Below are 21,218 nucleotides of genomic sequence, written 5' to 3' on the forward strand. Positions count from 1 at the left end.
TATGCCGGCCATGTAAACGAGGACCTCATGTAGCTTCGCCAACTGACACCTGATCGAAGGGGAAGAAAGATGTCGTTGTCCCAGGATGTGAGCACCAAAAAAACTGCCTCCGTACACAAGGCTCCTCCGCCGTCGCCGGTGTTCTGGAAGCCCGATCCTGTGGTCCCGGCCGCGCCGGAATCGGAGCAGCCGCTACCCGGCCTGCGCGATTTCTTCGCTGCGGCAGCGCTGCAGGGACTGCTGTCGCGAGACGCCGGCCGCAACGTCTCGGCAATCGCCGACTACGAATCCAAGCGCGCGCTCGGCGCGTATCGCCTCGCGGACGAAATGTTGAAAGCGCGCTAAGCGCCCGGGCCCGCCGCCCCACGCGGGCCTGCTCCCTTCTTTTTCATAGGCCGCGGCAAAAAAGACATGTCGCCTCGTTGCCGGCACGCAATATTTTCCGCCCGCCCGCTTATTCAAATGGCTCGCGAATCGTTATTCGATTTTCGAGAAAATACCCCGTCGCTGCGACAACATCACTGCGACAGTTCGCGCGCGAGCAAAACGATATTCAGCATACCAATGACGAGCATCGCGCCGATGGCGGCCCAGCGCGTCGCGCGTCCGTTCGCGAACGTGCCCATGATGTCGCGGCGGCCGGTGAAGTACACGAGCGCAAGCATCGGCACCGGCAATACGAACGACAACACGACCTGGCTGATCACGAGCGCCTGCATCGAATCGACGCCAAACCCGACGACGACGAATGCCGGCGCCATCGTGACGAGCCGGCGCAGCCACACCGGAATCCGGAAGCCGACGAACCCCTGCATGATCATCTGCCCGGCCATCGTGCCGACGACGGAGCTCGATATGCCGGAGCTCATCAACGACACGAGAAAGCACGTTGCCGCAGCCGCTCCGAGCAATGGCGTCAGCGTCCGGTACGCGGTGCCGATTTCGGCGACGTCGCGATAGCCCGCGTGAAACGCCGCGCTCGCCATCACGACCATCGCCATGTTGACGGCGCCGGCAACGGACAATGCAACGACGACTTCCCAATTGGAAAAACGCACCATCATCCGGCGCTGCTCCGTGTCGAGTCCCGCCACGCGCCGCTGTGTGAGCCCGGAATGCAGATACAGCGCATGCGGCATGATCGTCGCGCCGACGATGCCGACGGAGATCGTCAGCGCCTCGCCGCGCGGCCACTCCGGCACGACCGCGTGTAGCCCGACCTCGGCCCATGCGACGGGCGCGATGAACATCTCGGCGAGATAGCACAGGCCGATTACGCCGACGAGCACGCCGACCGCGATCTCGATCGGCCGGAAGCCGTTGCGGTCGGCGAGCAAAATGCCGTAAGTCGCGACGGCCATCACGCCCATCCCGGCAAGGGTCGGCAGCTTGAACAGCAGCGCAAGCGCAATCGCACCACCGAGAAATTCCGCGAGTTCGGTCGCCATCGCAGCCAGCTCGCTCGCGACCCACATCCCGACGACCACCGGCCGCGGGAAATGCGTGCGGCAAAGTTCCGCCAGGTTGCGGCCGGTCGCGATGCCGAGTTTCGCCGACAGCGCCTGGAACAGCATCGCGATGACGTTCGCCAGCAACACGACCCAGAGCAGCGCGTAACCGAACTGCGCACCGGCGCGGATGTTGGTCGCGAAATTGCCGGGATCCATGTACGCGACCGACGCGACGACCGCCGGCCCGGCGAACAGCAGCGCGGCACCCGGTCCGCGTCGTCTGCCCGCGAACACCTCGCGCATGCCCGTCGCAGTGCGCTCGGTCAGCGCGTTCCTGTCGAGCGTCGTCATCCGCCCTCCGTCGAGAAATCGGCGTCGCCCGCGGCATGGCCGATGCAATCCAAATGACAACCGCTTGTAAGCCCGGCAGCGTGTGTCGCCGGTCACGACACGCCGCTCGGCTCGTGCGCCGCATCGGGTGCGTCGCATGCCGCCGCGCGGCCGTCGACGGCTGCGCGCTTCGCGAGTTCCAGATATGCGTTCGCCAGACGGCGCAACTCTTCCTCCGACGCATTCTCGATCCCGATCAGCTGATCGCTCGCTGAGCGCGTTGCCGCGACGAGTTCGTCGAGTTTCAGATGAAGCGCGACGCTGTCGCGGTTTTGATTACGCTGCAGCAAAAACACCATCAGGAACGTGATGATCGTCGTGCCGGTATTGATCACGAGCTGCCACGCATCCGAGTAATGAAAGATCGGCCCGCATGCGAGCCACACGACCGTGATCGCCACCGCCGAGCCGAACGCGACGGGCGAGCCGGCCCATGCGGTCACGCCAGTCGCGAAGCGCTCGAATGCGCGCGTCACCGGATTCCCGGCTGCGCGCGCATCGGTCCCGCCGGCACCTTGCTGGTTCGGCTCCCCGCCGCGTGATTCGTTGTCCATTTGCATGTCGTCTCCGGAATCGAAAGTCGTCGCGGCGCCCGTGGTGCGCCGACGCACGCGTCTTGCGCGACAGGACGAAGCAAACCCTACGGTGTCGCCCGCACGTGCCGCCCGGAGCGCCGAGCATCGCGCGTGCCTGCGGCGCGCGATTCGCGTACCGCGCCGTTCTTCGCGCGCGGGACCGCTTCGTGCTGATCGCGTCGTGCTGTTTCGACACCGCGAACTTCGCGCAACCTCTTTTATGGAGATTCCATGTTCATCCACAACACACGGCTTCAGTACACGGTGCGCGTCGACGCACCGAACCCCGGGCTCGCGAACCTGCTGCTCGAACAGTTCGGCGGACCGCAGGGCGAACTCGCCGCCGCGATGCGCTACTTCACGCAGGCAATCACCGAAGAGGATCCGGGCCGCAAGGACATGCTGTTCGACATCGCGACCGAGGAATTGAGTCACCTCGAGGTGATCGGCTCGCTGGTCGCGATGCTGAACCGCGGCGCGAAGGGTGAACTCGCCGAGGCGGTCGACGAACAGGCCGAGCTCTACCGCAAGCTGCACGGTGCAGGCAACGACAGCCACGTGACACAACTGCTGTACGGCGCCGGTTCGCCGCTGACGAATTCGGGCGGCGTGCCGTGGTCGGCGGCGTACATCGACACGATCGGCGAACCGACGGCCGACCTGCGCTCGAACATCGCGGCCGAAGCGCGCGCCAAGATCATCTACGAACGGCTGATCAACGTGACCGACGATCCGGGCATCCGCGACGCGCTCGGCTTCCTGATGACGCGCGAGGTGTCGCACCAGAAGTCGTTCGAGAAGGCGCTGTACGCGATCACCGCGAACTTCCCGCCGGGCAAGCTGCCGCCGGTCGAGCCGTATGACCGCGTGTATTTCCGGATGCAGCCGGACGCGCAGCCGCTGGTCGGTCCGTGGAACCACGGCGGCGACCTCGAGATCCGCCCGGCCGAACCGGCCGTCGACGGCGGCACCGGCATTCCGGAAGGCATGCTGGAGCAACGCCAGGCGGACGCGATCGAAGCGATGGCCCAGCGGCTCGCGTCGGATCCGGACAGCGATCCGAAAACCGGCGCCGAACTCGGCGCCGGTGCGCCGATTCCGCAGAACGGCGCCGCCGGCAAGCCGGACGGCGCATGAACGTCAACGTCGGGCGCCTGCTCGTCGAGACGGGCGCCTCTTCGTCCCCAAATGGAGAACGCAATGACCAGCGACACGACTGCAGGCGATGAACATCTGATGGACTGGCTGCGCGACGCGCACGCCATGGAAGAACAGGCCGAGACGATGCTCACGTCGATGGCCGGCCGGATCGATCACTATCCGGATCTGAAGCGGCGCATCGAGCAGCACATCGAGGAAACGCGCGAACAGGCGCGACTTCTGCGCACGTGCATCGAGCGGCGCGGCGGCTCGGTGTCGACGATGAAGGACGTCGGCGCGAAGACGATGGCATGGGTGCAGGGCCTGGCCGGCATGTTCGCGACCGACGAGATAGTCAAGGGCGGGATGGCCAGCTACACGTTCGAACACTTCGAAATCGCCGCATATCGCAACCTGATCGAGGCCGCACGATTCGTCGGCGACCGCGAGACGATGGAGATCTGCGAACGGATCCTGCCCGAGGAACAGGCGATGGCCGCCTGGCTGGAGCACAACATGGCAGGCGTGGTGCGCACCTATCTCGCGCGGGATCAGGCGGACGCGCCGGCGAAGCGATAGCCGAACTTCCGGCGCGACGGGCAAGCGTCAGGCGCCCGCAGCGCCGGAATCGGGCTGATCGGCCATCAGATACTGGATCACGAGCGTCGGATCGGCAACATCGAGAATCAGCCGGCGCATCACGCGCTTGCGCATATGGTCGTCGTCGAGCGTCCACGGCCCGGCTGCTTCGCCGAGGTAACGCGCGATCGCGTCGCGATGATCGCCGTCCGGCGCAAGCCCGAGCCGAGCCACGAGCAGCCCGGCCACCACGTCGTCGATCTCGATCGCGAGCGGCCTGGAATCGATCAGCAGTTCGAGTTTCATGATCGGTGTCGCCAACAACGCAAAAAACGGCGCGCGCGCCCCATTGTCGCGCGCGCCGAACAGTGCCGCTCCGGCCAGCGGCGGATCGATCACCGCAGGCGTTGCCTGCGGTGCGGATCAATAGCCGAGTTCCGGCGACGCCGCCGGCGCGGCGCTTTCTTCCTTCGGCGCTTCGGCGACGGTCGCATCCGTCGTCAGCACGAGGCCGGCGATCGACGCGGCATTCTGCAGCGCGGTGCGCGTGACCTTGGTCGGGTCGACCACGCCGGCTTCGACGAGATCGCCGTACTCGCCCGTCGCCGCGTTGTAGCCGAAGTTGCCGTTGCCTTCGAGCACCTTCGAGATCACGACGGACGGCTCCTCGCCTGCGTTCGCCACGATCACGCGCAGCGGGGCCTCCAGCGCGCGCAGCACGATCCGGATGCCGGCGTCCTGGTCGGCGTTCGCCCCCTTGAGGTCCGACAGTGCCGTGCGTGCACGCAGCAACGCGACCCCGCCGCCGGGCACGATCCCTTCGTCGACCGCCGCACGCGTCGCGTGGAGCGCGTCGTCGACACGGTCCTTCTTTTCCTTCATTTCGACTTCCGTCACCGCGCCGACCTTGATCACCGCGACCCCGCCCGCGAGCTTCGCGACACGCTCCTGCAGCTTCTCGCGATCATAGTCGCTCGTCGCCTCGTCGATCTGCACCCGGATCGACTTCACGCGCGCGTCGATGCGCGCCGCGTCGCCCGCGCCGTCGATGATGATCGTCTCGTCCTTGCGCACCTCGACGCGCTTCGCACGGCCGAGATCGTCGAGCGTGGCCTTGTCGAGCTGCTTGCCGGTTTCTTCGGAAATCACCGTCGCGCCGGTCAGGATCGCGATGTCCTCGAGCATCGCCTTGCGCCGGTCGCCGAAGCCCGGCGCCTTGACGGCGGCGACCTTCAGAATCCCGCGCATCGCATTCACGACGAGCGTCGCGAGCGCTTCGGCCTCCACATCTTCCGCGACGATCAGCAGCGGCTTGCCGGCCTTCGACGCCGCTTCGAGAATCGGCAGCAGATCGCGAATGCTCGAGATCTTCTTGTCGTGCAGCAGGATCAGCGCGTCGTCGAGGTACGCGGCCTACTTGTCGGGATCGTTGATGAAATACGGGCTGACGTAGCCGCGATCGAACTGCATGCCTTCGACCACGTCGAGTTCGTTGTCGAGCGACTTGCCGTCCTCGACCGTGATCACGCCTTCCTTGCCGACCTTCTCCATCGCGTCGGCGATGATCTTGCCGATCGCCTCGTCGGAGTTCGCGGAGATGGCGCCGACTTGCGCGATTTCCTTGTGGGTCGAGATCGGCCGCGACAGCTTGCGCAGTTCGTCGAGCACCGCGCCGACGGCCTTGTCGATGCCGCGCTTCAGATCCATCGGATTCATGCCGGCCGCCACATGCTTCATGCCTTCCTGCACGATCGCCTGAGCGAGCACGGTGGCGGTGGTCGTGCCGTCGCCGGCCACGTCGGCGGTTTTCGACGCAACCTGCTTGACGATCTGCGCGCCCATGTTCTCGAAGCGGTCCTTCAGCTCGATTTCCTTCGCGACCGATACGCCGTCCTTGGTGATCACCGGCGCGCCGAAGCTGCGCTCGATCACCACGTTGCGCCCCTTCGGCCCGAGCGTCACTTTGACGGCATCGGCCAGGACGTTCACGCCCTTGACGATCCGGCTTCGCGCGCCGTCGCTGAATTTCACGTCTTTTGCAGCCATTTTGATTGCTCCGGATAAAGTCGTTGAACGGAATGCCGCGCACACCGGGCGCACGCCGGCGCCGCGCGGCCGAATCGACGTCAGGCCGCTTTCCGCGCGGGCTGCGATTCGGGTTCGAGTACGCCCATGACATCCTCTTCACGCATCACGAGCAATTCCTCGCCGTTCACCTTGACGGTCTGGCCTGCATATTTGCCGAAGAGAACCTGGTCGCCGACCTTGAGCTGCAGCGGGCGCTGCGAGCCGTCCTGGAGCAGCCGGCCGCTGCCGACCGCGACAACTTCGCCCTGTTCGGGCTTTTCCGCAGCGGAGTCGGGAATGACGATGCCGGAGGCTGTCGTCCGCTGCTGTTCGATTCGCTTGACGATAACCCGGTCGTAGAGGGGACGAATCTGCATTTTCATCTCCTGAGCGATGAGATCACCTGAATAAGGGAATCCGGCGGCGCATGCACGTGCGAAACGACGCTGCGCGGCCGTGCCATCGTTTGGCGAAAGGCGAAATAGTGGCGGCGCCGCGCGCTTCAAGGGGCAGATGGCGACGCGTATGTAACAAAATGTTTCAACGAAACGGGGTGCGGGGAAGCGTGCGCAGACGATACGGCGCGCGGCGCGAACGGCGTCGCGCCCGAAGCGGCAAAGCAACGGACACGGCGGCTCCGGGCGGCACGGCGTCGAGTGTGTCGACGGGCTTGTCGAGCCCGCTCCGGAGTCCGGCCTGGGCGGGCGAAACAGCCCCCTCGCATACGCGTTGCGCGCCGCCAGCTGAATGAGTTCGTCGCGATGCGGGCCGCGGCCGACGTCTGCTCTTTCGCGATGTCGAAAGTGCGGCGACGTCTCCATTCGCGATGTCTCGAACGGCCCCTTGAAATTTGCATCGCCTGTTCTACTTTAGGTGTCGCTCAACGCAGTCGCGCGTCCCGCGCTGCGTGTTTCGATGCGTTATCGCCCACGCAGGCTGCGGCACGATCGCGCACCGGTTCGTCGCGCGTGGTGTTGCCGTGTGCCCAATGCATTGACCATGAGAGACGACCATGCTGAGTCCACACGAATTCGCGACATTGATGCTGATCCGTCATGCGCCGGATCAGCTCGATACAACCCGTGCCGAAATCGACGCGCTGCTCGAGCGGCAATTGATCATGCTCGAACATCGCGCCCACGGACACCGCCGCGTGCATCTGACGCCGAGAGGACGCGCGTTGCTCGATGTGTTCGGCTCCGGCAGCCACGGCGGCACGCGCGTCAAGGCGCGCGAGCGCAGCCACGAAGCCGGCTATGCGCAGGCTGAGTCCCCGCCCGTGGTCGCGGCGGCGGACACGATGCGCGACGCGCAGCCTCAAACCTGACGCGTCGGCAATCCGCGCGCAATGCGGCGCCGCGCGCGACAAGCACACACGCGACACGCAGCGGGTAGAAACGGACGACGGCCTGCCGGCCAGCAAGCCGCTTCGGAACGAGGAAAGTCGGTGCGCCGCCGCCGGATTGCCCCCGACCCGAGCGGAATCAGCGGGTGTGGCGGGCGCGGCTGCCGGCCGCGCGATCGAACGGCCGAAGCCGTGCCAACTGCTCGATCGACATCGATACGACTTCGCGGGCATGCCGGGCGATCACGTCACCCGCCATGCCCGCGTTCAGATACGGTTCGATGCTGATCGTGCGACGCGGGTGACTGCCCGCTTCGTCATCGACGATGTCGATTCGGGTGCTACGACTCTTCCACCAGTATTCGCAACCGGCAAGGATCAATACGAATCGATCGCCCCCCGAAGCAACAGGTGTGCTACCGCGCCGGGCGCGCTTCTTTCGTCACCGGAACGATTCGTGGACGTGGAACCGCGCCGCTCGTCGCCGTCCGTTGATGTGCCGGTCGGCCGGCGCCCGCGTTGCACGGGCGGAACACGCACTACGCGTAGCGGCTCAACCACTCTTCGGAAAATTTCTTCGCATAGGCGACGGCCTCGGCCTCGGTATCGAATTCGCCCAGCTTGCGGAACGCCGCCTCGCGGCTGAAACCCAGCTTCGTGACCTCGACCTGGGCCGCGTATTTGCCGTTTTCCGTCACGCGCGGTTCGCAGTTCATCTCGTACCCGCGCATCACAAATTTCTTCTGCATCGCTTCAACGCATTTTTGAGACGGCGAAATCGTAGCACGGGCCCCCGCGGCTTTCACAGCCGCCGGAGGGCGGCCGGCGTCATCGGCGATTAGAGTAAACCGTCGGCCGATCCGCGTATAAGATGCGGCACCGCCCGGGCCCGCGCGCAGCGGCATGTAAAAATTTGTCGCGTGCGCGGGCGGACGATGCGCCGGCGGCAAACCCGTCGGTGCGCCCTGCCTTGGTGCATTCGCGCGGACGCCCGCCCGGATTGCGCGCCGCCCCGCGAGCAATCGGCTGCCGTTTCCTGGCGATAAGCGCCGGACGGTTGCGAACGGGCCACCGCCCTACTGTCGGCCGCTGTCGCCGACGTAACTTCGTGACACACCTTTCACAGAAACGCACTTTTCGCGACATGGAATGACAGCCGTTTTGCGGTAAAGTTATCTTTTCCGCGCGTGGCCGGTCGGCTCGCCCCTGGACGTCGTCAAGACTGTCCGCCGAGACTGCCGCAAGGCGTCGCTCTGAACGTCACGATCCGTTCCCGCAGCATGACCACTGAAGCAATCACCACGGATTCACTCGCGGTTGCCGAGCGCGTGCGCGAGCTGATGACCCGCAACGGCATCGGCAAGCGCCAGCAGACCACCGAGCTGTGTCGCATCCTCGACCTGAGCTTTTCGCAGGGTCACCGCAAACTGCGCGGCAGCAGTCCCTGGACGCTCGCGCAGATCAAGAAAGTTGCCGAAGCGTACGGCGAACCCGCCGCTCAATTGTTCGGCGCGCAGACGCTCGACCCCGGCATGGTCGGCGCCTATTCCCAGGAGGCCGTGCTTTATGCCGGCGTCGCCGAGATTCCGTGCACCGCATGGATCGGCGCGCCGCTCGAAGCCGGCGCACGCCCCGAGTTCGTCGCGTACGAACAGAACGGCCGCTGGCGCGTGCTGCGCCATACCGGCGTGCTGTATCAGAACGCGTACGACGTGCACAAGATCGAGATCTATCCGCGCCGCGCGGAGAGCGACAAGCTGGTCGTCGCGGTGATCGATCCCGATCGTGTCAGCTCGACCGAGCTGTGCCGCTATCTCGAACGGCAGGGCTTCGCGACGGCCGCGTTCGACGGCCTCGCGCCGTTCGTCGATGCGCTGCAGGGTCAGGCGTTCGATGCGGTCGTCACCGAATGGCTGTTCGACGACAGCACGGCCGCCACCGCGATCAAGGCAGTGCGCACGTCCGACAATCCGGGCGCGCCGATCTTCGTGCTGACGGGCGACCTGCTCACCGGCCGCGCGAGCGAAGCGGACATCAGCGAAGTAATCCGCGCATTCGACGTCGTCTGCTACGAGAAGCCCGCGCGCATGGCGATCCTGAGCGCCGATCTCGCGAAACGGCTCGCACGCGGCTAAGCCGCGTCCGCCGGCATCCCCGGCGGACGGCCGGCCTGCGCGCCGCACGGCGGCCGTGCACGGGTTCGTCAGTACAATAGCCGGACCGTTCACGACCGGCATCCGCCGCCCGACTTCATGGCCCGCCTGATTCCCGACGACTGGAAAAGCCTTGCCGCCACCGGTGCGGCCGAACGCGAGCGCGAGACGCTCGCCGCGCTCGAACACGCGCTGCCGGACACCTACACCGTCTATCACGGCGTGCACTGGACGCGCGCCGACGAAGGCTACTCGGTGTTCGGCGAAGCGGCGTTCGTCGTCGTGAGCGCGGCCGGCCGCGTGCTGCTGATCGAGCAGAAGGCCGGCTTCCTGCGCGAGACGCCGAAAGGGCTCGTGAAGGTCTACCTGCAGAAGGAACGCAACGTCGCGATCCAGCTCGCGCGCACGCAGGAAACGCTGCACCGCCGCCTGACGGCCGCGCTCGGCGCAGGCGTCTACGGCGTCGATGCGCTGCTGTACTGCCCCGACTACTCGATCCGCGACGCGGCAATCGCCGGCGTCGCGGCCGACCGCATCGTCGACGCGTCGCGCAAGGCGCAGCTCGCGGACGTGATCCGGCAGATCCTGCCGGAGCACGAAGAACCGCTGCCGAACGCGGCGAAATTGCATCATTTTCTCGCCGACGAACTCGCGCTCACGCCGGACACGAGCGCGCTCGTCGGCCAGGCCGGCACGCTGGTCACGCGGCTGTCGGGCGGGCTCGCCGCATGGGCGCGCCAGCTCGAGTTCACGCCGTTCCGGCTGCGCGTGACGGGCACCGCCGGCTCGGGCAAGACGCAGCTCGCGGTGCAGGCGATGCGCGACGCGGTCGCGGCCGGCAAGCGCGTGCTGTACGTGTGCTTCAACCGGCCGCTCGCCGATTACATCGCGCGGATCGCGCCGCCCGGCGCGAAGATCGCGAACTACCACCAGCTGTGCGACTGGGTGGCGCGCGACGGCGGCTATACGCCCGACTTCGATACGCCCGGCGCATTCGAGCGGCTCGAGGCGCGCTTCGCGGAAACGCCGGTGACGCAACGCTGGAAGTTCGACGTGCTGATCGTCGACGAAGGCCAGGATTTCCATGCGCCATGGGCGGCCGCGCTGGAGCGCCTGCTCGCGCCAGACGGCGCATGGTGGTGGCTCGAGGATCCGCTGCAGAACCTCTATCTGCGCGAGCCCGTCGCGCTGCCGGGCTGGGTCACGCTGAAGGCGTTGACGAACTACCGCAGCCCGCGCGACTTGCTCGAATTCGTGCGCGACGTCGTCGGCCGTGTCGAGCCGCTCGCGGCCGAACTGCGCTCGGGCAGCCCGTTCGACGGTTCGGATCCGTCGGTGTCGTCATATGGAGAAGATGGCGCATCGGGTGACGCGCTCGCGCAAGCCTGCATCGATGCGACGAAGCGCGCGATCACGCACGCGTTGTCGCTCGGCTTTCGCAAGCAGGACATCGCGGTGCTGTCGTATCGCGGCCGCGAAAGCTCGGTACTTGCGCCGCTCGACCAGCTCGGGCCGCACCGCGTCAAGCGCTTCACCGGCAAGTATGACCTGTTCGGCAACCCTGAATATCGGGAAGGCGACGTGCTGCTCGATTCGATTTACCGGTTCAAAGGGCAATCGGCGCCATGCGTGATCCTCACCGAAGTCGACTTCGACACGCTCGATGCGCGCGCGGCCCGCAAGCTGTTCGTCGGCGCGACGCGTGCGACGATGAAGCTGCTGCTCGTTGCGTCGGCGCGCGCGGCCGCGCAGCTCACGGCCGGCTGACGCGGCGGGGCGACCGTTCCGTCACGCGGCAGTCCCCGCCCGCGGCCCGCCCCGCTGCCGGTCAAGCCACGCGGAACGCGCCAACCGCCCGGCGCAGCCCTTCCGCCTGCTCTTCGAGCGATGCGGCAGCCGCCGCAGCCTGTTCGACCAGCGCCGCGTTCTGCTGCGACACCTGATCCATCTGCGACACCGCGCGGTTTACCTGCTCGATCCCGTCGCGCTGCTCGTTGGACGCGGCTGCGATCTCGGTCATGATGCCGGTCACGCGGCCGATCGCCTGCTGGATGTCCTGCATCGTCGCGCCGGCCACGCTGACGAGCCGCGAGCCGGTCGCCACGCGCTCGACCGATTCGCCGATCAGCGTACGGATTTCCTTCGCGGCCGACGCCGACCGCTGCGCGAGCGTGCGCACCTCGCCCGCGACGACCGCGAAGCCGCGTCCCTGCTCGCCCGCGCGCGCGGCCTCGACCGCCGCATTGAGCGCGAGGATGTTGGTCTGGAATGCGATGCCTTCGATCGTGCCGATGATATCGGCCACCTTCTGCGAACTCTGGTCGATCTCGTTCATCGTGCCGATCACTTCGCCGACGACCGTCGCGCCGCGCGTCGCGATCTCGCTCGCGGTGTCCGCGCATGCCTGCGCCTCGACCGCATGATCGGCGTTCTGCTTCACGGTCGCCGTCAGCTGCTCCATGCTCGCGGCGGTCTGCTGCAACGCGGCCGCCTGCTCCTCCGTGCGTTGCGACAGGTCCGTGTTGCCGGCCGCAATCTGATGCGTCGCGGTCGAGATCGCTTCCGAGCCCTGGCTGACCTGGCGCACCGTATCGGCGAGGCTGCGCTGCATGCCGGTCACGCCCTTGACCAATTCGGCCATCTCGTCGCGCGACGACCAGCGCACTTCCGACGTGAGATCGCCGTCCGACAGACGGCGGAAATGCGACAGCAGCCGATTCACCGGTTGCGTGATCGCGAAATGCAGGCCGATCGCGCAGCCGAGGCACGCGGCAAGCCCGAACGCGATGCCGGCGATCGCGCCCGCCCGCATCCAGCCGTAATACGTCTGCGCGGTGTCGTACACGTCCTTGCCGCGCCCCGCCTGGTATGCATCGAGTGCATCGGTGGCCTGCGTGAGCGCGACCGACAGCGGCGGAGCGACCGTCATCAGCAGCCGGTCAGCGTCGTCGCGGCGGCCGGTGCGGATCGCGTCGATCATCGGCTTCAGCCCCTGGCCGATCAGCGCCTGGCGCGCCGCGTCCAGGCGCGTCGCAAGCGGGCCTTCGTCGCCGTCGTGCGGCATCGCCGCATAGGTGCGCCACGCGGCGTCGGCCTTCGCGAGATAACCCTCGGCCTTCTTGACGAGATCCGGCACGTCCGGCGCCTCCGGATGCAGCATCGCGCGGTCGAGCGTCGTGCGCACGATCGTCAGGTTCAGACTCGCGGCGGACAGCGCCGTCTTTGCGGCCAGCTGGCGCGTATACGCCTCGTCGAGCGCACGGTTCGAGCTCTGCATGCCGGCAAGGCCGATCAGGCCCGATACGACGAGCAGCACGGCGACGAGACCGAGCGTGGAGAAAATCCGCGTACGGATCGAGAAACGGGAAAACAGGGCGTTCAGGTTCATGACGGCACGTGAGCGATGAAAAGTGCCGCGGCAATCGATCCGCGGCATTCTGGATTACGGTTTGCCTGCAAAAAACTTGAGCCCGTCCGCTCCTTTGGCTGATCGCGATCAATGTTTCCTCGCGGCAATCTTCCGTTACCGCTGCAACAATTAGAGGCCAGACAGAAATTGACCAGACAATCATTCGCGCCTATATTTCCAGCAATTCCCTGCCATGGCAGATACTTTAATGCGAACCGATCCCCTCCTTGTGCCGGCCGCGGCTGACGCGGCCCGTCGCGACGCGCCAGCCGGCCTGATCGTCGCCGCGCTGCTGCTCGTGATGCTGTTGTCCGCGCTCGACCAGACGATCGTGTCTACGGCGCTGCCGACCATCGTCGGCGAACTCGGCGGCCTCGACCGGCTGTCGTGGGTCGTCACCGCGTACCTTTTATCGTCGACCGTCGTGCTGCCGCTGTACGGCAAGCTCGGCGATCTGTACGGCCGCAAGGTCGTGCTGCAAGCCGCGATCGTGCTGTTTCTCGCCGGCTCCGCGCTGTGCGGCATCGCGCAGGACATGACGCAGCTGATCGTGCTGCGTGCGCTGCAAGGGCTCGGCGGCGGCGGACTGATGGTCGTCACGATGGCCGCGATCGGCGATCTCGTGCCGCCCGATCGCCGTGCACGCTATCAAGGCATGTTCGGCGGCGTATACGGCCTCGCGACGATCGTCGGGCCGCTGCTCGGCGGCTTCCTGGTCGAACATCTGTCGTGGCGCTGGATTTTCACGATCAACCTGCCGCTCGGCTTCGTCGCGCTCGCGGTGATCGGCATCGCGTTCCGACCGCATGCCGCGCACGTGAAGCACCGGATCGACTACATGGGCGCCGCGTTCCTGGCGACCGCCCTCACCTGCGTGATCCTGTTCACCAGCGAAGGCGGGTCGCTGCTGCCGTGGTCGTCGCCGCAGCTTTGGATGACGCTGGTGCTCGGCGTGGTCGCGGTGGGCGGTTTCATCTATGAGGAACGGCTCGCGGCCGAGCCCATCATGCCGCTCACGCTGTTCCGGCAGCGCACGTTCGTGCTGATGAGCCTGATCGGCTTCGTCGTCGGCATCGCGTTGTTCGGATCGGTCACGTTCATTCCGCTCTATCTGCAGGTCGTGAAGGGATCGACGCCGTCGCAAGCCGGAATCCAGCTGCTGCCGATGATGGGCGGGATGCTCGCGATGTCGGTCGCAAGCGGCCGGCTGATTTCGCGGCTCGGCACGTATCGGCCGTTCCCGATCGCAGGCACGGCCATCGGCGGCGTCGCGATGGCGCTGCTGGCCACGCTGTCGCTCGACACGCCGCTGCACACGATTTATGCGTACATGGCACTGCTCGGGATCGGACTCGGCATGGTGATGCCGGTGCTGACGCTCGCGGTGCAGAACACGGTGGAATTCCGGCACATGGGCGTCGCGACGTCGGGCGCGACGCTGTTCCGCTCGATCGGCGGCTCGCTCGGCGTCGCCGCGTTCGGCGCGCTGTTCTCGCACGGGCTGCAGGCGCGGCTCGCACCGGCGCTCGCGGCCGGCACGGATTTGCCGCCCGCGCTGGGGCCCGCTGCCGTGCACCAGTTGCCGGATGCGGTTCGCGACGCGTATCTGCGCGCGTTCTCCGGGTCGCTGCATGTGGTGTACCTGGCGGCGGCCGGCGTGATCGCGATCGCGTTCGTGCTTGCGTGGTTCGTCGAGAGCGCGCCGTTGCGCAACCGGCGCTGACCGTCTGCCGGCGGGCCGGCATCGGCGCGTCGTGGCGCCGTCCGCACTCCGATACCGCGTGGGCGGCCGTCGCGCGCGCCATCGTCACGGCACCAGCACCACTGCGCCCGTCGTCTGCCGCGATTCCAGCAGCCGATGCGCATCGGCCGCCCGTTCGAGCGGCAGCCGCGCACCGATTTCGACGTGCATGCCGCCCGCCAGCCGTTCGAGCGTCGCGCGCGCCGCCTCCCGGTAACCGTCGACGTCGCGCGCGATGAAGCCGAGCACGCTCGGGCGCGCCAGCGCGATCGAGCGTGCCGGCCCCAGTTCGTCGAGATCGATCGTCTGACGAGTGCCGATCGCGGCCACCTGACCGATGCTCGCGACCGTCCCGAACGGCCGGACCGCGCCCAGCGTGCGCATCAGCACGTCGCCGCCGATGCCGTCGATCGCGTAATCGACGCCGGCGCCGCCGCCGAACGCGCGGGCCGCCGCCACGAAATCCGCCTCCCGGTAATCGACCACCGCTTCTGCGCCATGCGTGCGCACCAGCGCGGCCTTCGCGGCCGAGCCGACCGTACCGATCACGCGCGCACCGAGCGCGCGCGCCCACTGCGTTGCCAGTAACCCGACACCGCCGGCCGCCGCATGCACGAGCACGGTATCGCCGGCGCTGACCTGACGCACGCGGTGCATCAGCATGAAGACCGTGATGCCCTTGAGCAGCCCGGCAGCGGCCACGTCGTCGCCGACGCCGTCGGGCACGGGCACTACGCGTTCCGCGGGCACCGCGCGGAAGCTCGCGTAGCTGCCGGTCGGCAGTCCCGCATACGCGACGCGCTGCCCGGCCATAAGCGCCGTCACGCCGGCGCCGACGGCCTCCACCACGCCGACCGCCTCCACACCGAGCGTATCGGGCAGCGCCGGCAACGGATGCGCGCCGGTACGGAAATAGATGTCGACGAAATTCACGCCGACGGCGGTTTGCCGAATCAGCACCTCGCCGGCGCCGGGCGGCGCGACGGGCGCGTCGATCCGGCGCAGCACGCCGGCATCGCCGTAGCGGTCGATTCCGATGCGGATGGCGGTAGCGGGTCGGGTCATGACGTTCCTCGCAATCGAATGAAGTGACACGATCATCCCATCGTGCATAATCGATCGGAATTCCCGTTACGCGCCCATCTACTGTGCAAATTTCGACCGATTCGACGCCTGGCTCCGGTCAACCGGCGAGCTGGGACGATCTCCGCTATTTCCTCGCCGTGATGCGCGGCGGCAGCCTGTCGGCGGCGGCGCGCGCGCTGCAGGTTCAGCATTCGACAGTCGCCCGGCGCATCGACGCGCTCGAATCGGCGCTTGGCATCCGGCTGTTCGACCGGCTGCCGCGCGGCTGGCCGCCGACCGACGAAGGGCTGCATCTCGCCGAGCATGCAGGCCGCGTCGAAGCGGACGTGCATGCGTTCGCGCGCGCCGCGCAGGGAGCGGCGACGCTCGACGGCGTCGTGCGCGTGTCGGCGTCGCCGGTATTCGCGAGCCACTTCCTCGCGCCGCGGCTCGCCCGCGCGCAACGCGCGTGGCCCACGCTGCGGATCGACCTGCTGGGCGAGATGCACGCGGCCAATCTGTACGCGCGCGAAGCCGATCTCGCGGTGCGGCTGTCGCGGCCGAGCGAAGCGGGGCTCGCCGCACGCCGGCTCGGCACGATGCGCTTCGCGCTGTGCGCGTCACCCGACTGGGCCGCCGCGCCGCCCGACACGTGGGCGTTCGTCGGCTACGACGACGCGCTCGCGCAAATGCCGCAACAGCAGTGGCTAGAACGCTTCGCGGCCGGCGGTCGCTTTGCGTTCATCGCGAACGATCTGGCCGCGCTGCATCGTGCATGCATCGCCGGTGCGGGAATCGCGCTGCTGCCGCGCTTTCTCGTCGACGTTCCGGCCACGTCCCTGGGCTCGGATACGCCCGCTCCTGCCGGTGCGCCGGTTGCGGCCGCCGCCGGGCTCGTCGAACTGACGTCCGTGCCGCGTTGCGACATCGAGCGGGAGATCTGGCTCGTCGTCCACCCGGACGTGCGGCGCTCGCCGCGCGTGCAGCGCGTCGCCGATGCGATCGCTGACGCGGTACGCGACGCGGACGGCCATCTGTAAGCCAGCCGGCGCCGCACACGTCTTTACCGCGCCGCCCCGCGCCCGGCATAGTAGCGATTTCCTTCACCCGCTCCGCTGCCATGCCTGCCACCCCCGACTGCGTCGTCCGCGACGCCACCGACGCCGATCTCGACGCCATTCACGCGATCTACGCGCACCATGTGCGCCACAGCGTCGCGTCGTTCGAGGAGATACCGCCCGACGTCGACGAACTGCGCGCGCGCCGCGCCGCGGTGCTGCGCGACGGGCTGCCTTATCTGGTCGCCGAGTGCGACGGCCGCGTGGCCGGGTACGCCTATGCCACCCCGTATCGCACCCGCAGCGCGTACCGCCACACGATCGAGGATTCGATCTACATCGACGATGCGCAGCGCGGCCGCGGCATCGGCCGCGCGCTGCTGGCGGCGCTGATCGCACGGTGCGACGCCGGCCCGTGGCGGCAGATGGTCGCGGTGATCGCCGACGGCGGCACCGGCGGGTCAACGTCGCTGCATCGCGCGTTCGGGTTCGAACCGGCCGGCATGCTGAAAGCGGTCGGTTTCAAGCACGGCCGCTGGATCGATACCGCACTGATGCAGCGCGCGCTCGGCGACGGCGCACGCACGCTCCCCGCGTCGCCCGAGCCTGTCGCGTCGCGCTAGAATGGCCGCATGTCAAAACAGACTCGAACCATGCCTGACGAGGCCGCAGCGGAATCCCGCAACGAGTACACGGTCGACGAACTCGCGCGCGTGTCCGACACGACCGTGCGCAACGTCCGCGCGTACCAGGACCGCGGGCTGCTGGCGCCGCCCGAAAAGCGCGGGCGCGTCGGCATCTACGACGACACGCACGTCGCGCGCCTGAAGCTGATCAATCACCTGCTCGCACGCGGCTACACGCTGTCGAACATCCAGGACCTGATCAAGGCGATCGACGAAGGCCATGACCTGCGCTCGATCCTCGGGCTGGAAACCGCGATCGGCGGCCGCTGGTCGCACGAACTGCCGAAGACCTATTCGCTCGCGGCGCTCGCGCAAATGTTCGGGCCGCAGACCGCGTCGCAACTGTCGCGTGTCACCGAGCTGGGGCTGCTGGAGCGGCACGGTCTGTCGTTCGTCGCGAAAAGCCCCGCGCTGCTCGAAGCGGCGGCCGCGATGACGAAGGAAGGCATTCCGCCGCGCGAACTGCTCGACGTGATCAGCCTCGCACGGCCGCACTTCGACGCGATCGCGCGGCTGCTCGTCGATCTCGTCGTGAAGCGGCTCGACCGTTACGACGAAGGCACGCTGCCGCCGGTGACCGACGTGCCGGCGCTCGTCGATGCGATCTGGCGCCTGCGCCCGCTCGCGGCCGTGTTCGTCGAAGGCGAGACGAACCGCGCGCTGGAGAATGCGGCGAGCGCGTATCTGGGCGGCCGCGTCGCGACGATCCTCGACAAGAAGCTCAGTGACGAAGCGGCGCGGCAGGCCGGTGCGCCCGACACACACCGCAACGGCGACGAACGATAGGATCGCCGCCGTCATATTCATATCGGCAATGCTTCGTTTGCGGGCCTGAGCGCCCATGCGACGATTCTTCCAACCGAGCGGCGTCTGCCGTTCTCCGAAGACATTTCGCATGGAGTCCGTTCGATGATTCGTTTCGCCCGCTGGATTACCCGCCTTGCCGCGACCGTGCTCGTCGCCGCCACCGCCACGTCGGCGTTCGCGCAGGGCAGCCCCGACAAGCTCGTACGCATCGGCTACCAGAAAGCCGGCCTGCTGGCGGTCGTCAAGACGCAAGGCGCGCTGGAGGCGCGGCTCAAGCCGCTCGGCTACGACGTCCAGTGGTTCGAATTCCCGGCGGGCCCGCAACTGCTCGAGGCGCTGAACGCGAACAGCATCGATTTCGGCTACACGGGCGCGCCGCCGCCGGTGTTCGCGCAGGCGGCCGGCGTGCGCTTCGTGTACGTCGCCGCGGAGCCGCCGTCGCCGCACAACGAAGCCATCTTCGTGAAGGCCGATTCGCCGATCCGCTCGCTCGCCGACCTGCGCGGCAAGAAGGTCGTGTTGCAGAAGGGTTCGAGCGCGAACTACCTGCTGCTCGAAGCGCTGAAGAAGGCGGGAGTGCGCTACGACGAGATCCGGCCCGTCTACCTGCCGCCCGCGGACGCGCGCGCCGCGTTCGAAAGCGGCAACGTCGACGCGTGGGCCGTCTGGGATCCGTATTACGCGGCCGCCCAGAATTCGCTGAAAATCCGCACGCTGTCCGACTACACGGGGCTCACGCCCGCCAACAACTTCTACGAGGCGACGCGCGCGTTCGCCGAGCATCATGCCGACGTGGTCGGCGCGATCGTAAAGCAGTTGCGCGAGACGGGCCTGTGGGTCAACGGGCATCCGGCCGAAACGGCCGCGCTGATCGCACCGAAGGTCGGCTTGCCGCTGCCGCTGGTCGAAACGTGGATCAAACGCGTGCCGTTCGGCGCGGTGCCGGTCGACGAGAAAATCGTCGCAGTTCAGCAAGGCGTCGCCGATGCGTTTTACGCCGCGAATCTGATTCCGCGCAAGCTGAACGTCGCGGAGAACGCGTGGACCGACAAAAGCGTCGCGAGCGCGCTGGCCGCGAAGTAACGGCGGTCGCGCACGTGCTGAAAGGACAAGGCCGACGGGCGCGCTGCTCGTCGGCCTTTTCGTTGCCGCGGGAATGGCAGGAAACGCGAAATGAACGGGCACCGTTCGCCGCAACGTGCGCCCGCGGTCGGCAGCTTCGACGCGCGCGTGCGAATGCGCGCCGCCGAATCCCCTCCCGCCGGCTCGCTGAAAAAAATTTGCCGCGCTTGTCGATTTTGTCCGTGTTCATCCGTCGACAGGAATAGTGGCGGCAATCGTGCTGCCGCGACACGCAAAGGACAAAACGATGAGCAAGAAGATCTTCGTCAACCTGCCGGTAACCGACCTGAAGCGTTCGAAAGCGTTCTACGAGGCAGTCGGCGCGGTCAACAACCCCGCCTTCAGCGACCACACCGCCGCGTGCATGGTGTTCTCCGAGACGATCTTCGCGATGCTGCTCACGCACGACAAGTGGCGCCAGTTCACCGGCAAGCGGATCGTCGATGCGCATGCGGACGCGCAGGTGCTGCTGTGCCTGTCGGCCGACAGCCGAAGCGAAGTGTCGACACTCGTCGACCGCGCGAGCGGCGCGGGCGGACGCGCGGACCCCACACCCGTACAGGACTTCGGCTTCATGTACGGCCGCAGCTTCGAGGATCCGGACGGACACATCTGGGAAGTGATGTGGATGGATCCCGAGGCCGCCCCGCCGCACGGTTGAGCGCACCTGCACCGCGCATGCGTCGCGCGCGAGCATTCACGCGCGGCGGCATCGTCTCCGCCGCCGACTAGAAGGATTCGCCGGTTTTCGGGCGCCCGTTCTTCCGGATAATGGCCTGCACCCGCGCCGTCGCCGGCGCGCCGTCCATCGCAGAGAAAAACAATCCGGAGACCCTCGCGTTGATCGCCACGCTTCCCGCCACCTATCGCCGGCTCTGGCCGCTCGCCGTCGCGGCCGCGCTGCTGTACGGACTGTCGCTCGTCGCTGCGCCCTATCCCGGCCAGGCCGCCGCGAAGGCCGCGATGGGCATCCTGCTGCTCGCGGCCTGCAGCACCTGCGCGGCCCCGCGCGAACGCGCGTGGCTGTGCGCGGCGCTCGCTGCGGCCGTGCTCGGCGACGTGCTGCTCGCCCTGCCAGACTGGCCGCTGTCGTTTGTGCTGGGTCTCGGTGCATTCCTGCTCACGCACCTGTGCTACTGCGCGATCTTTGTCCGCTGGCGCGCGCGTCCGCATGGCTGGCGCATCGTCGCGCTGATCGGCCTGTGGATCGCCGCACCGGCGTTCTACGCGGCATTCCTTCCGCACCTCGGCGAGTTGCTCGTGCCCGTCGCGGTCTACATGCTCGTGTTGTGCGCCATGGCCAGCTTCGCGCTCGCCGCCCGCACACGCAGCCCGCTGATAGCCGCCGGCAGCCTGGTCTTCGTCGGCTCCGACACGCTGATCGGCGTCGGCCGATTTCTCGGCGCCTTGCCCGGCATCGACTATCTGATCTGGGCCCTGTACGCGCTCGCGCAGGTCACGATCGTCGCCGGGGTTTTCCATGAGACGGCGGCCCGTTCAATCGGTCCCTGATTGTGTTTCAAACGGGCGGCCGCGCGCCGGCGGTCGGATCCCTATTCCTCGACGCCCTGCCGACGCGGCATTCCGGGCATTCCGCAATGCGGAAACCATGCCGTTCCAAACCCCGCTC

At 67.4% G+C, this 21,218-nt stretch carries 21 protein-coding genes and 1 pseudogene; 13 read left to right on the forward strand and 9 right to left on the reverse strand.

Annotated elements, in window-relative coordinates:
* The first annotated feature begins 69 nt into the window (after positions 1 to 69).
* Positions 70 to 345, forward strand: a complete 276-nt coding sequence (locus WK25_RS25575; protein WP_040140150.1) for a hypothetical protein — start codon at positions 70 to 72, stop codon at positions 343 to 345.
* 173 nt (positions 346 to 518) lie between these two features.
* Here WK25_RS25575 and WK25_RS25580 read toward each other — a convergent pair whose 3' ends face one another.
* Both WK25_RS25580 and WK25_RS25585 read right to left on the reverse strand, forming a co-directional pair.
* Positions 519 to 1,802 carry an Nramp family divalent metal transporter gene (locus WK25_RS25580; RefSeq protein ID WP_040140152.1) on the reverse strand — a complete coding sequence of 428 codons (1,284 nt, stop codon included), beginning with the start codon at positions 1,800 to 1,802 and terminating at the stop codon, positions 519 to 521.
* 92 nt (positions 1,803 to 1,894) lie between these two features.
* Positions 1,895 to 2,395, reverse strand: a complete 501-nt coding sequence (locus WK25_RS25585; protein ID WP_156789100.1) for a low affinity iron permease family protein — start codon at positions 2,393 to 2,395, stop codon at positions 1,895 to 1,897.
* 252 nt (positions 2,396 to 2,647) lie between these two features.
* Here WK25_RS25585 and WK25_RS25590 point away from each other — a divergent pair, with 252 nt between their 5' ends.
* Complete coding sequence (locus tag WK25_RS25590) at positions 2,648 to 3,553, forward strand: manganese catalase family protein (RefSeq protein WP_069243096.1); 906 nt, start codon at positions 2,648 to 2,650, stop codon at positions 3,551 to 3,553.
* A gap of 63 nt (positions 3,554 to 3,616) precedes the next feature.
* On the forward strand, positions 3,617 to 4,135 hold the full coding sequence (locus WK25_RS25595; protein WP_040141177.1) for a ferritin-like domain-containing protein: 519 nt from the start codon (positions 3,617 to 3,619) through the stop codon (positions 4,133 to 4,135).
* Between the two features lie 27 nt (positions 4,136 to 4,162).
* Here WK25_RS25595 and WK25_RS25600 read toward each other — a convergent pair whose 3' ends face one another.
* The 3 genes and pseudogenes from WK25_RS25600 to WK25_RS25610 all read right to left on the reverse strand — a co-directional run bounded on the left by WK25_RS25600 (position 4,163) and on the right by WK25_RS25610 (position 6,579).
* Positions 4,163 to 4,441: a hypothetical protein gene (locus WK25_RS25600; protein WP_040141178.1), complete on the reverse strand. Its 279-nt coding sequence runs from the start codon at positions 4,439 to 4,441 to the stop codon at positions 4,163 to 4,165.
* A 117-nt stretch (positions 4,442 to 4,558) separates the two neighbouring features.
* Positions 4,559 to 6,181: pseudogene (gene groL / locus WK25_RS25605) on the reverse strand (chaperonin GroEL).
* An 80-nt stretch (positions 6,182 to 6,261) separates the two neighbouring features.
* Positions 6,262 to 6,579: a co-chaperone GroES gene (locus tag WK25_RS25610; protein WP_040141180.1), complete on the reverse strand. Its 318-nt coding sequence runs from the start codon at positions 6,577 to 6,579 to the stop codon at positions 6,262 to 6,264.
* A gap of 635 nt (positions 6,580 to 7,214) precedes the next feature.
* Here WK25_RS25610 and WK25_RS32200 point away from each other — a divergent pair.
* The gene (locus WK25_RS32200) at positions 7,215 to 7,529 is read left to right on the forward strand and encodes a hypothetical protein (RefSeq protein WP_226208954.1); all 315 of its coding nucleotides are present in this window, start codon (positions 7,215 to 7,217) and stop codon (positions 7,527 to 7,529) included.
* A 157-nt stretch (positions 7,530 to 7,686) separates the two neighbouring features.
* Here WK25_RS32200 and WK25_RS25620 read toward each other — a convergent pair whose 3' ends face one another.
* Both WK25_RS25620 and WK25_RS32370 read right to left on the reverse strand, forming a co-directional pair.
* Positions 7,687 to 7,929: a hypothetical protein gene (locus WK25_RS25620; protein WP_040140157.1), complete on the reverse strand. Its 243-nt coding sequence runs from the start codon at positions 7,927 to 7,929 to the stop codon at positions 7,687 to 7,689.
* A 157-nt stretch (positions 7,930 to 8,086) separates the two neighbouring features.
* Positions 8,087 to 8,296: a hypothetical protein gene (locus WK25_RS32370; protein WP_034195215.1), complete on the reverse strand. Its 210-nt coding sequence runs from the start codon at positions 8,294 to 8,296 to the stop codon at positions 8,087 to 8,089.
* A 531-nt stretch (positions 8,297 to 8,827) separates the two neighbouring features.
* Here WK25_RS32370 and WK25_RS25630 point away from each other — a divergent pair.
* Complete coding sequence (locus WK25_RS25630; RefSeq protein WP_040140161.1) at positions 8,828 to 9,682, forward strand: helix-turn-helix domain-containing protein; 855 nt, start codon at positions 8,828 to 8,830, stop codon at positions 9,680 to 9,682.
* A gap of 117 nt (positions 9,683 to 9,799) precedes the next feature.
* On the forward strand, positions 9,800 to 11,467 hold the full coding sequence (locus WK25_RS25635) for an ATP-dependent helicase (protein WP_040140163.1): 1,668 nt from the start codon (positions 9,800 to 9,802) through the stop codon (positions 11,465 to 11,467).
* 61 nt (positions 11,468 to 11,528) lie between these two features.
* Here the strand turns inward: WK25_RS25635 and WK25_RS25640 are convergent, their stop codons facing one another.
* Positions 11,529 to 13,088, reverse strand: coding sequence for a methyl-accepting chemotaxis protein (locus tag WK25_RS25640; RefSeq protein ID WP_069243097.1), 1,560 nt, complete (start codon positions 13,086 to 13,088; stop codon positions 11,529 to 11,531).
* Positions 13,089 to 13,317: 229 nt separating this feature from the next.
* On the opposite strand from WK25_RS25640, the gene WK25_RS25645 reads away from it, so the two are divergent.
* Complete coding sequence (locus tag WK25_RS25645) at positions 13,318 to 14,832, forward strand: MDR family MFS transporter (protein WP_069243098.1); 1,515 nt, start codon at positions 13,318 to 13,320, stop codon at positions 14,830 to 14,832.
* A gap of 84 nt (positions 14,833 to 14,916) precedes the next feature.
* Here the strand turns inward: WK25_RS25645 and WK25_RS25650 are convergent, their stop codons facing one another.
* Positions 14,917 to 15,915 carry a quinone oxidoreductase family protein gene (locus tag WK25_RS25650; protein ID WP_069243540.1) on the reverse strand — a complete coding sequence of 333 codons (999 nt, stop codon included), beginning with the start codon at positions 15,913 to 15,915 and terminating at the stop codon, positions 14,917 to 14,919.
* An 83-nt stretch (positions 15,916 to 15,998) separates the two neighbouring features.
* Here WK25_RS25650 and WK25_RS25655 point away from each other — a divergent pair, with 83 nt between their 5' ends.
* The 6 genes from WK25_RS25655 to WK25_RS25680 all read left to right on the forward strand — a co-directional run bounded on the left by WK25_RS25655 (position 15,999) and on the right by WK25_RS25680 (position 21,100).
* Entirely contained in the window at positions 15,999 to 16,955 is a 957-nt protein-coding gene (locus WK25_RS25655; protein ID WP_069243099.1) for a LysR family transcriptional regulator, read from the forward strand.
* An 80-nt stretch (positions 16,956 to 17,035) separates the two neighbouring features.
* Positions 17,036 to 17,596, forward strand: a complete 561-nt coding sequence (locus WK25_RS25660) for a GNAT family N-acetyltransferase (RefSeq protein ID WP_069243100.1) — start codon at positions 17,036 to 17,038, stop codon at positions 17,594 to 17,596.
* Positions 17,597 to 17,605: 9 nt separating this feature from the next.
* Complete coding sequence (locus WK25_RS25665; RefSeq protein WP_040140180.1) at positions 17,606 to 18,445, forward strand: MerR family transcriptional regulator; 840 nt, start codon at positions 17,606 to 17,608, stop codon at positions 18,443 to 18,445.
* Positions 18,446 to 18,568: 123 nt separating this feature from the next.
* The gene (locus WK25_RS25670) at positions 18,569 to 19,549 is read left to right on the forward strand and encodes a sulfonate ABC transporter substrate-binding protein (RefSeq protein ID WP_069243101.1); all 981 of its coding nucleotides are present in this window, start codon (positions 18,569 to 18,571) and stop codon (positions 19,547 to 19,549) included.
* 286 nt (positions 19,550 to 19,835) lie between these two features.
* Positions 19,836 to 20,249, forward strand: a complete 414-nt coding sequence (locus WK25_RS25675; RefSeq protein WP_040141184.1) for a VOC family protein — start codon at positions 19,836 to 19,838, stop codon at positions 20,247 to 20,249.
* A gap of 179 nt (positions 20,250 to 20,428) precedes the next feature.
* On the forward strand, positions 20,429 to 21,100 hold the full coding sequence (locus WK25_RS25680) for a lysoplasmalogenase (RefSeq protein WP_069243541.1): 672 nt from the start codon (positions 20,429 to 20,431) through the stop codon (positions 21,098 to 21,100).
* The last annotated feature ends 118 nt before the right edge of the window (positions 21,101 to 21,218 follow it).

It is taken from the genome of Burkholderia latens, assembly GCF_001718795.1.
Taxonomy (GTDB): Bacteria; Pseudomonadota; Gammaproteobacteria; order Burkholderiales; family Burkholderiaceae; genus Burkholderia; species Burkholderia latens_A.

Coding starts and splice junctions, on each gene's coding strand:
- WK25_RS25595 (WP_040141177.1), top strand. CDS start 3,617: ATGACCAGCGACACGACTGCAGGCGATGAACATCTGATGGACTGGCTG.
- WK25_RS32200 (WP_226208954.1), top strand. CDS start 7,215: ATGCTGAGTCCACACGAATTCGCGACATTGATGCTGATCCGTCATGCG.
- WK25_RS25665 (WP_040140180.1), top strand. CDS start 17,606: ATGTCAAAACAGACTCGAACCATGCCTGACGAGGCCGCAGCGGAATCC.
- WK25_RS32370 (WP_034195215.1), bottom strand. CDS start 8,296: ATGCAGAAGAAATTTGTGATGCGCGGGTACGAGATGAACTGCGAACCG.
- WK25_RS25590 (WP_069243096.1), top strand. CDS start 2,648: ATGTTCATCCACAACACACGGCTTCAGTACACGGTGCGCGTCGACGCA.
- WK25_RS25610 (WP_040141180.1), bottom strand. CDS start 6,579: ATGCAGATTCGTCCCCTCTACGACCGGGTTATCGTCAAGCGAATCGAA.
- WK25_RS25675 (WP_040141184.1), top strand. CDS start 19,836: ATGAGCAAGAAGATCTTCGTCAACCTGCCGGTAACCGACCTGAAGCGT.
- WK25_RS25645 (WP_069243098.1), top strand. CDS start 13,318: ATGCGAACCGATCCCCTCCTTGTGCCGGCCGCGGCTGACGCGGCCCGT.
- WK25_RS25670 (WP_069243101.1), top strand. CDS start 18,569: ATGATTCGTTTCGCCCGCTGGATTACCCGCCTTGCCGCGACCGTGCTC.
- WK25_RS25580 (WP_040140152.1), bottom strand. CDS start 1,802: ATGACGACGCTCGACAGGAACGCGCTGACCGAGCGCACTGCGACGGGC.
- WK25_RS25650 (WP_069243540.1), bottom strand. CDS start 15,915: ATGACCCGACCCGCTACCGCCATCCGCATCGGAATCGACCGCTACGGC.
- WK25_RS25575 (WP_040140150.1), top strand. CDS start 70: ATGTCGTTGTCCCAGGATGTGAGCACCAAAAAAACTGCCTCCGTACAC.
- WK25_RS25660 (WP_069243100.1), top strand. CDS start 17,036: ATGCCTGCCACCCCCGACTGCGTCGTCCGCGACGCCACCGACGCCGAT.
- WK25_RS25635 (WP_040140163.1), top strand. CDS start 9,800: ATGGCCCGCCTGATTCCCGACGACTGGAAAAGCCTTGCCGCCACCGGT.
- WK25_RS25640 (WP_069243097.1), bottom strand. CDS start 13,088: ATGAACCTGAACGCCCTGTTTTCCCGTTTCTCGATCCGTACGCGGATT.
- WK25_RS25600 (WP_040141178.1), bottom strand. CDS start 4,441: ATGAAACTCGAACTGCTGATCGATTCCAGGCCGCTCGCGATCGAGATC.
- WK25_RS25630 (WP_040140161.1), top strand. CDS start 8,828: ATGACCACTGAAGCAATCACCACGGATTCACTCGCGGTTGCCGAGCGC.
- WK25_RS25585 (WP_156789100.1), bottom strand. CDS start 2,395: ATGGACAACGAATCACGCGGCGGGGAGCCGAACCAGCAAGGTGCCGGC.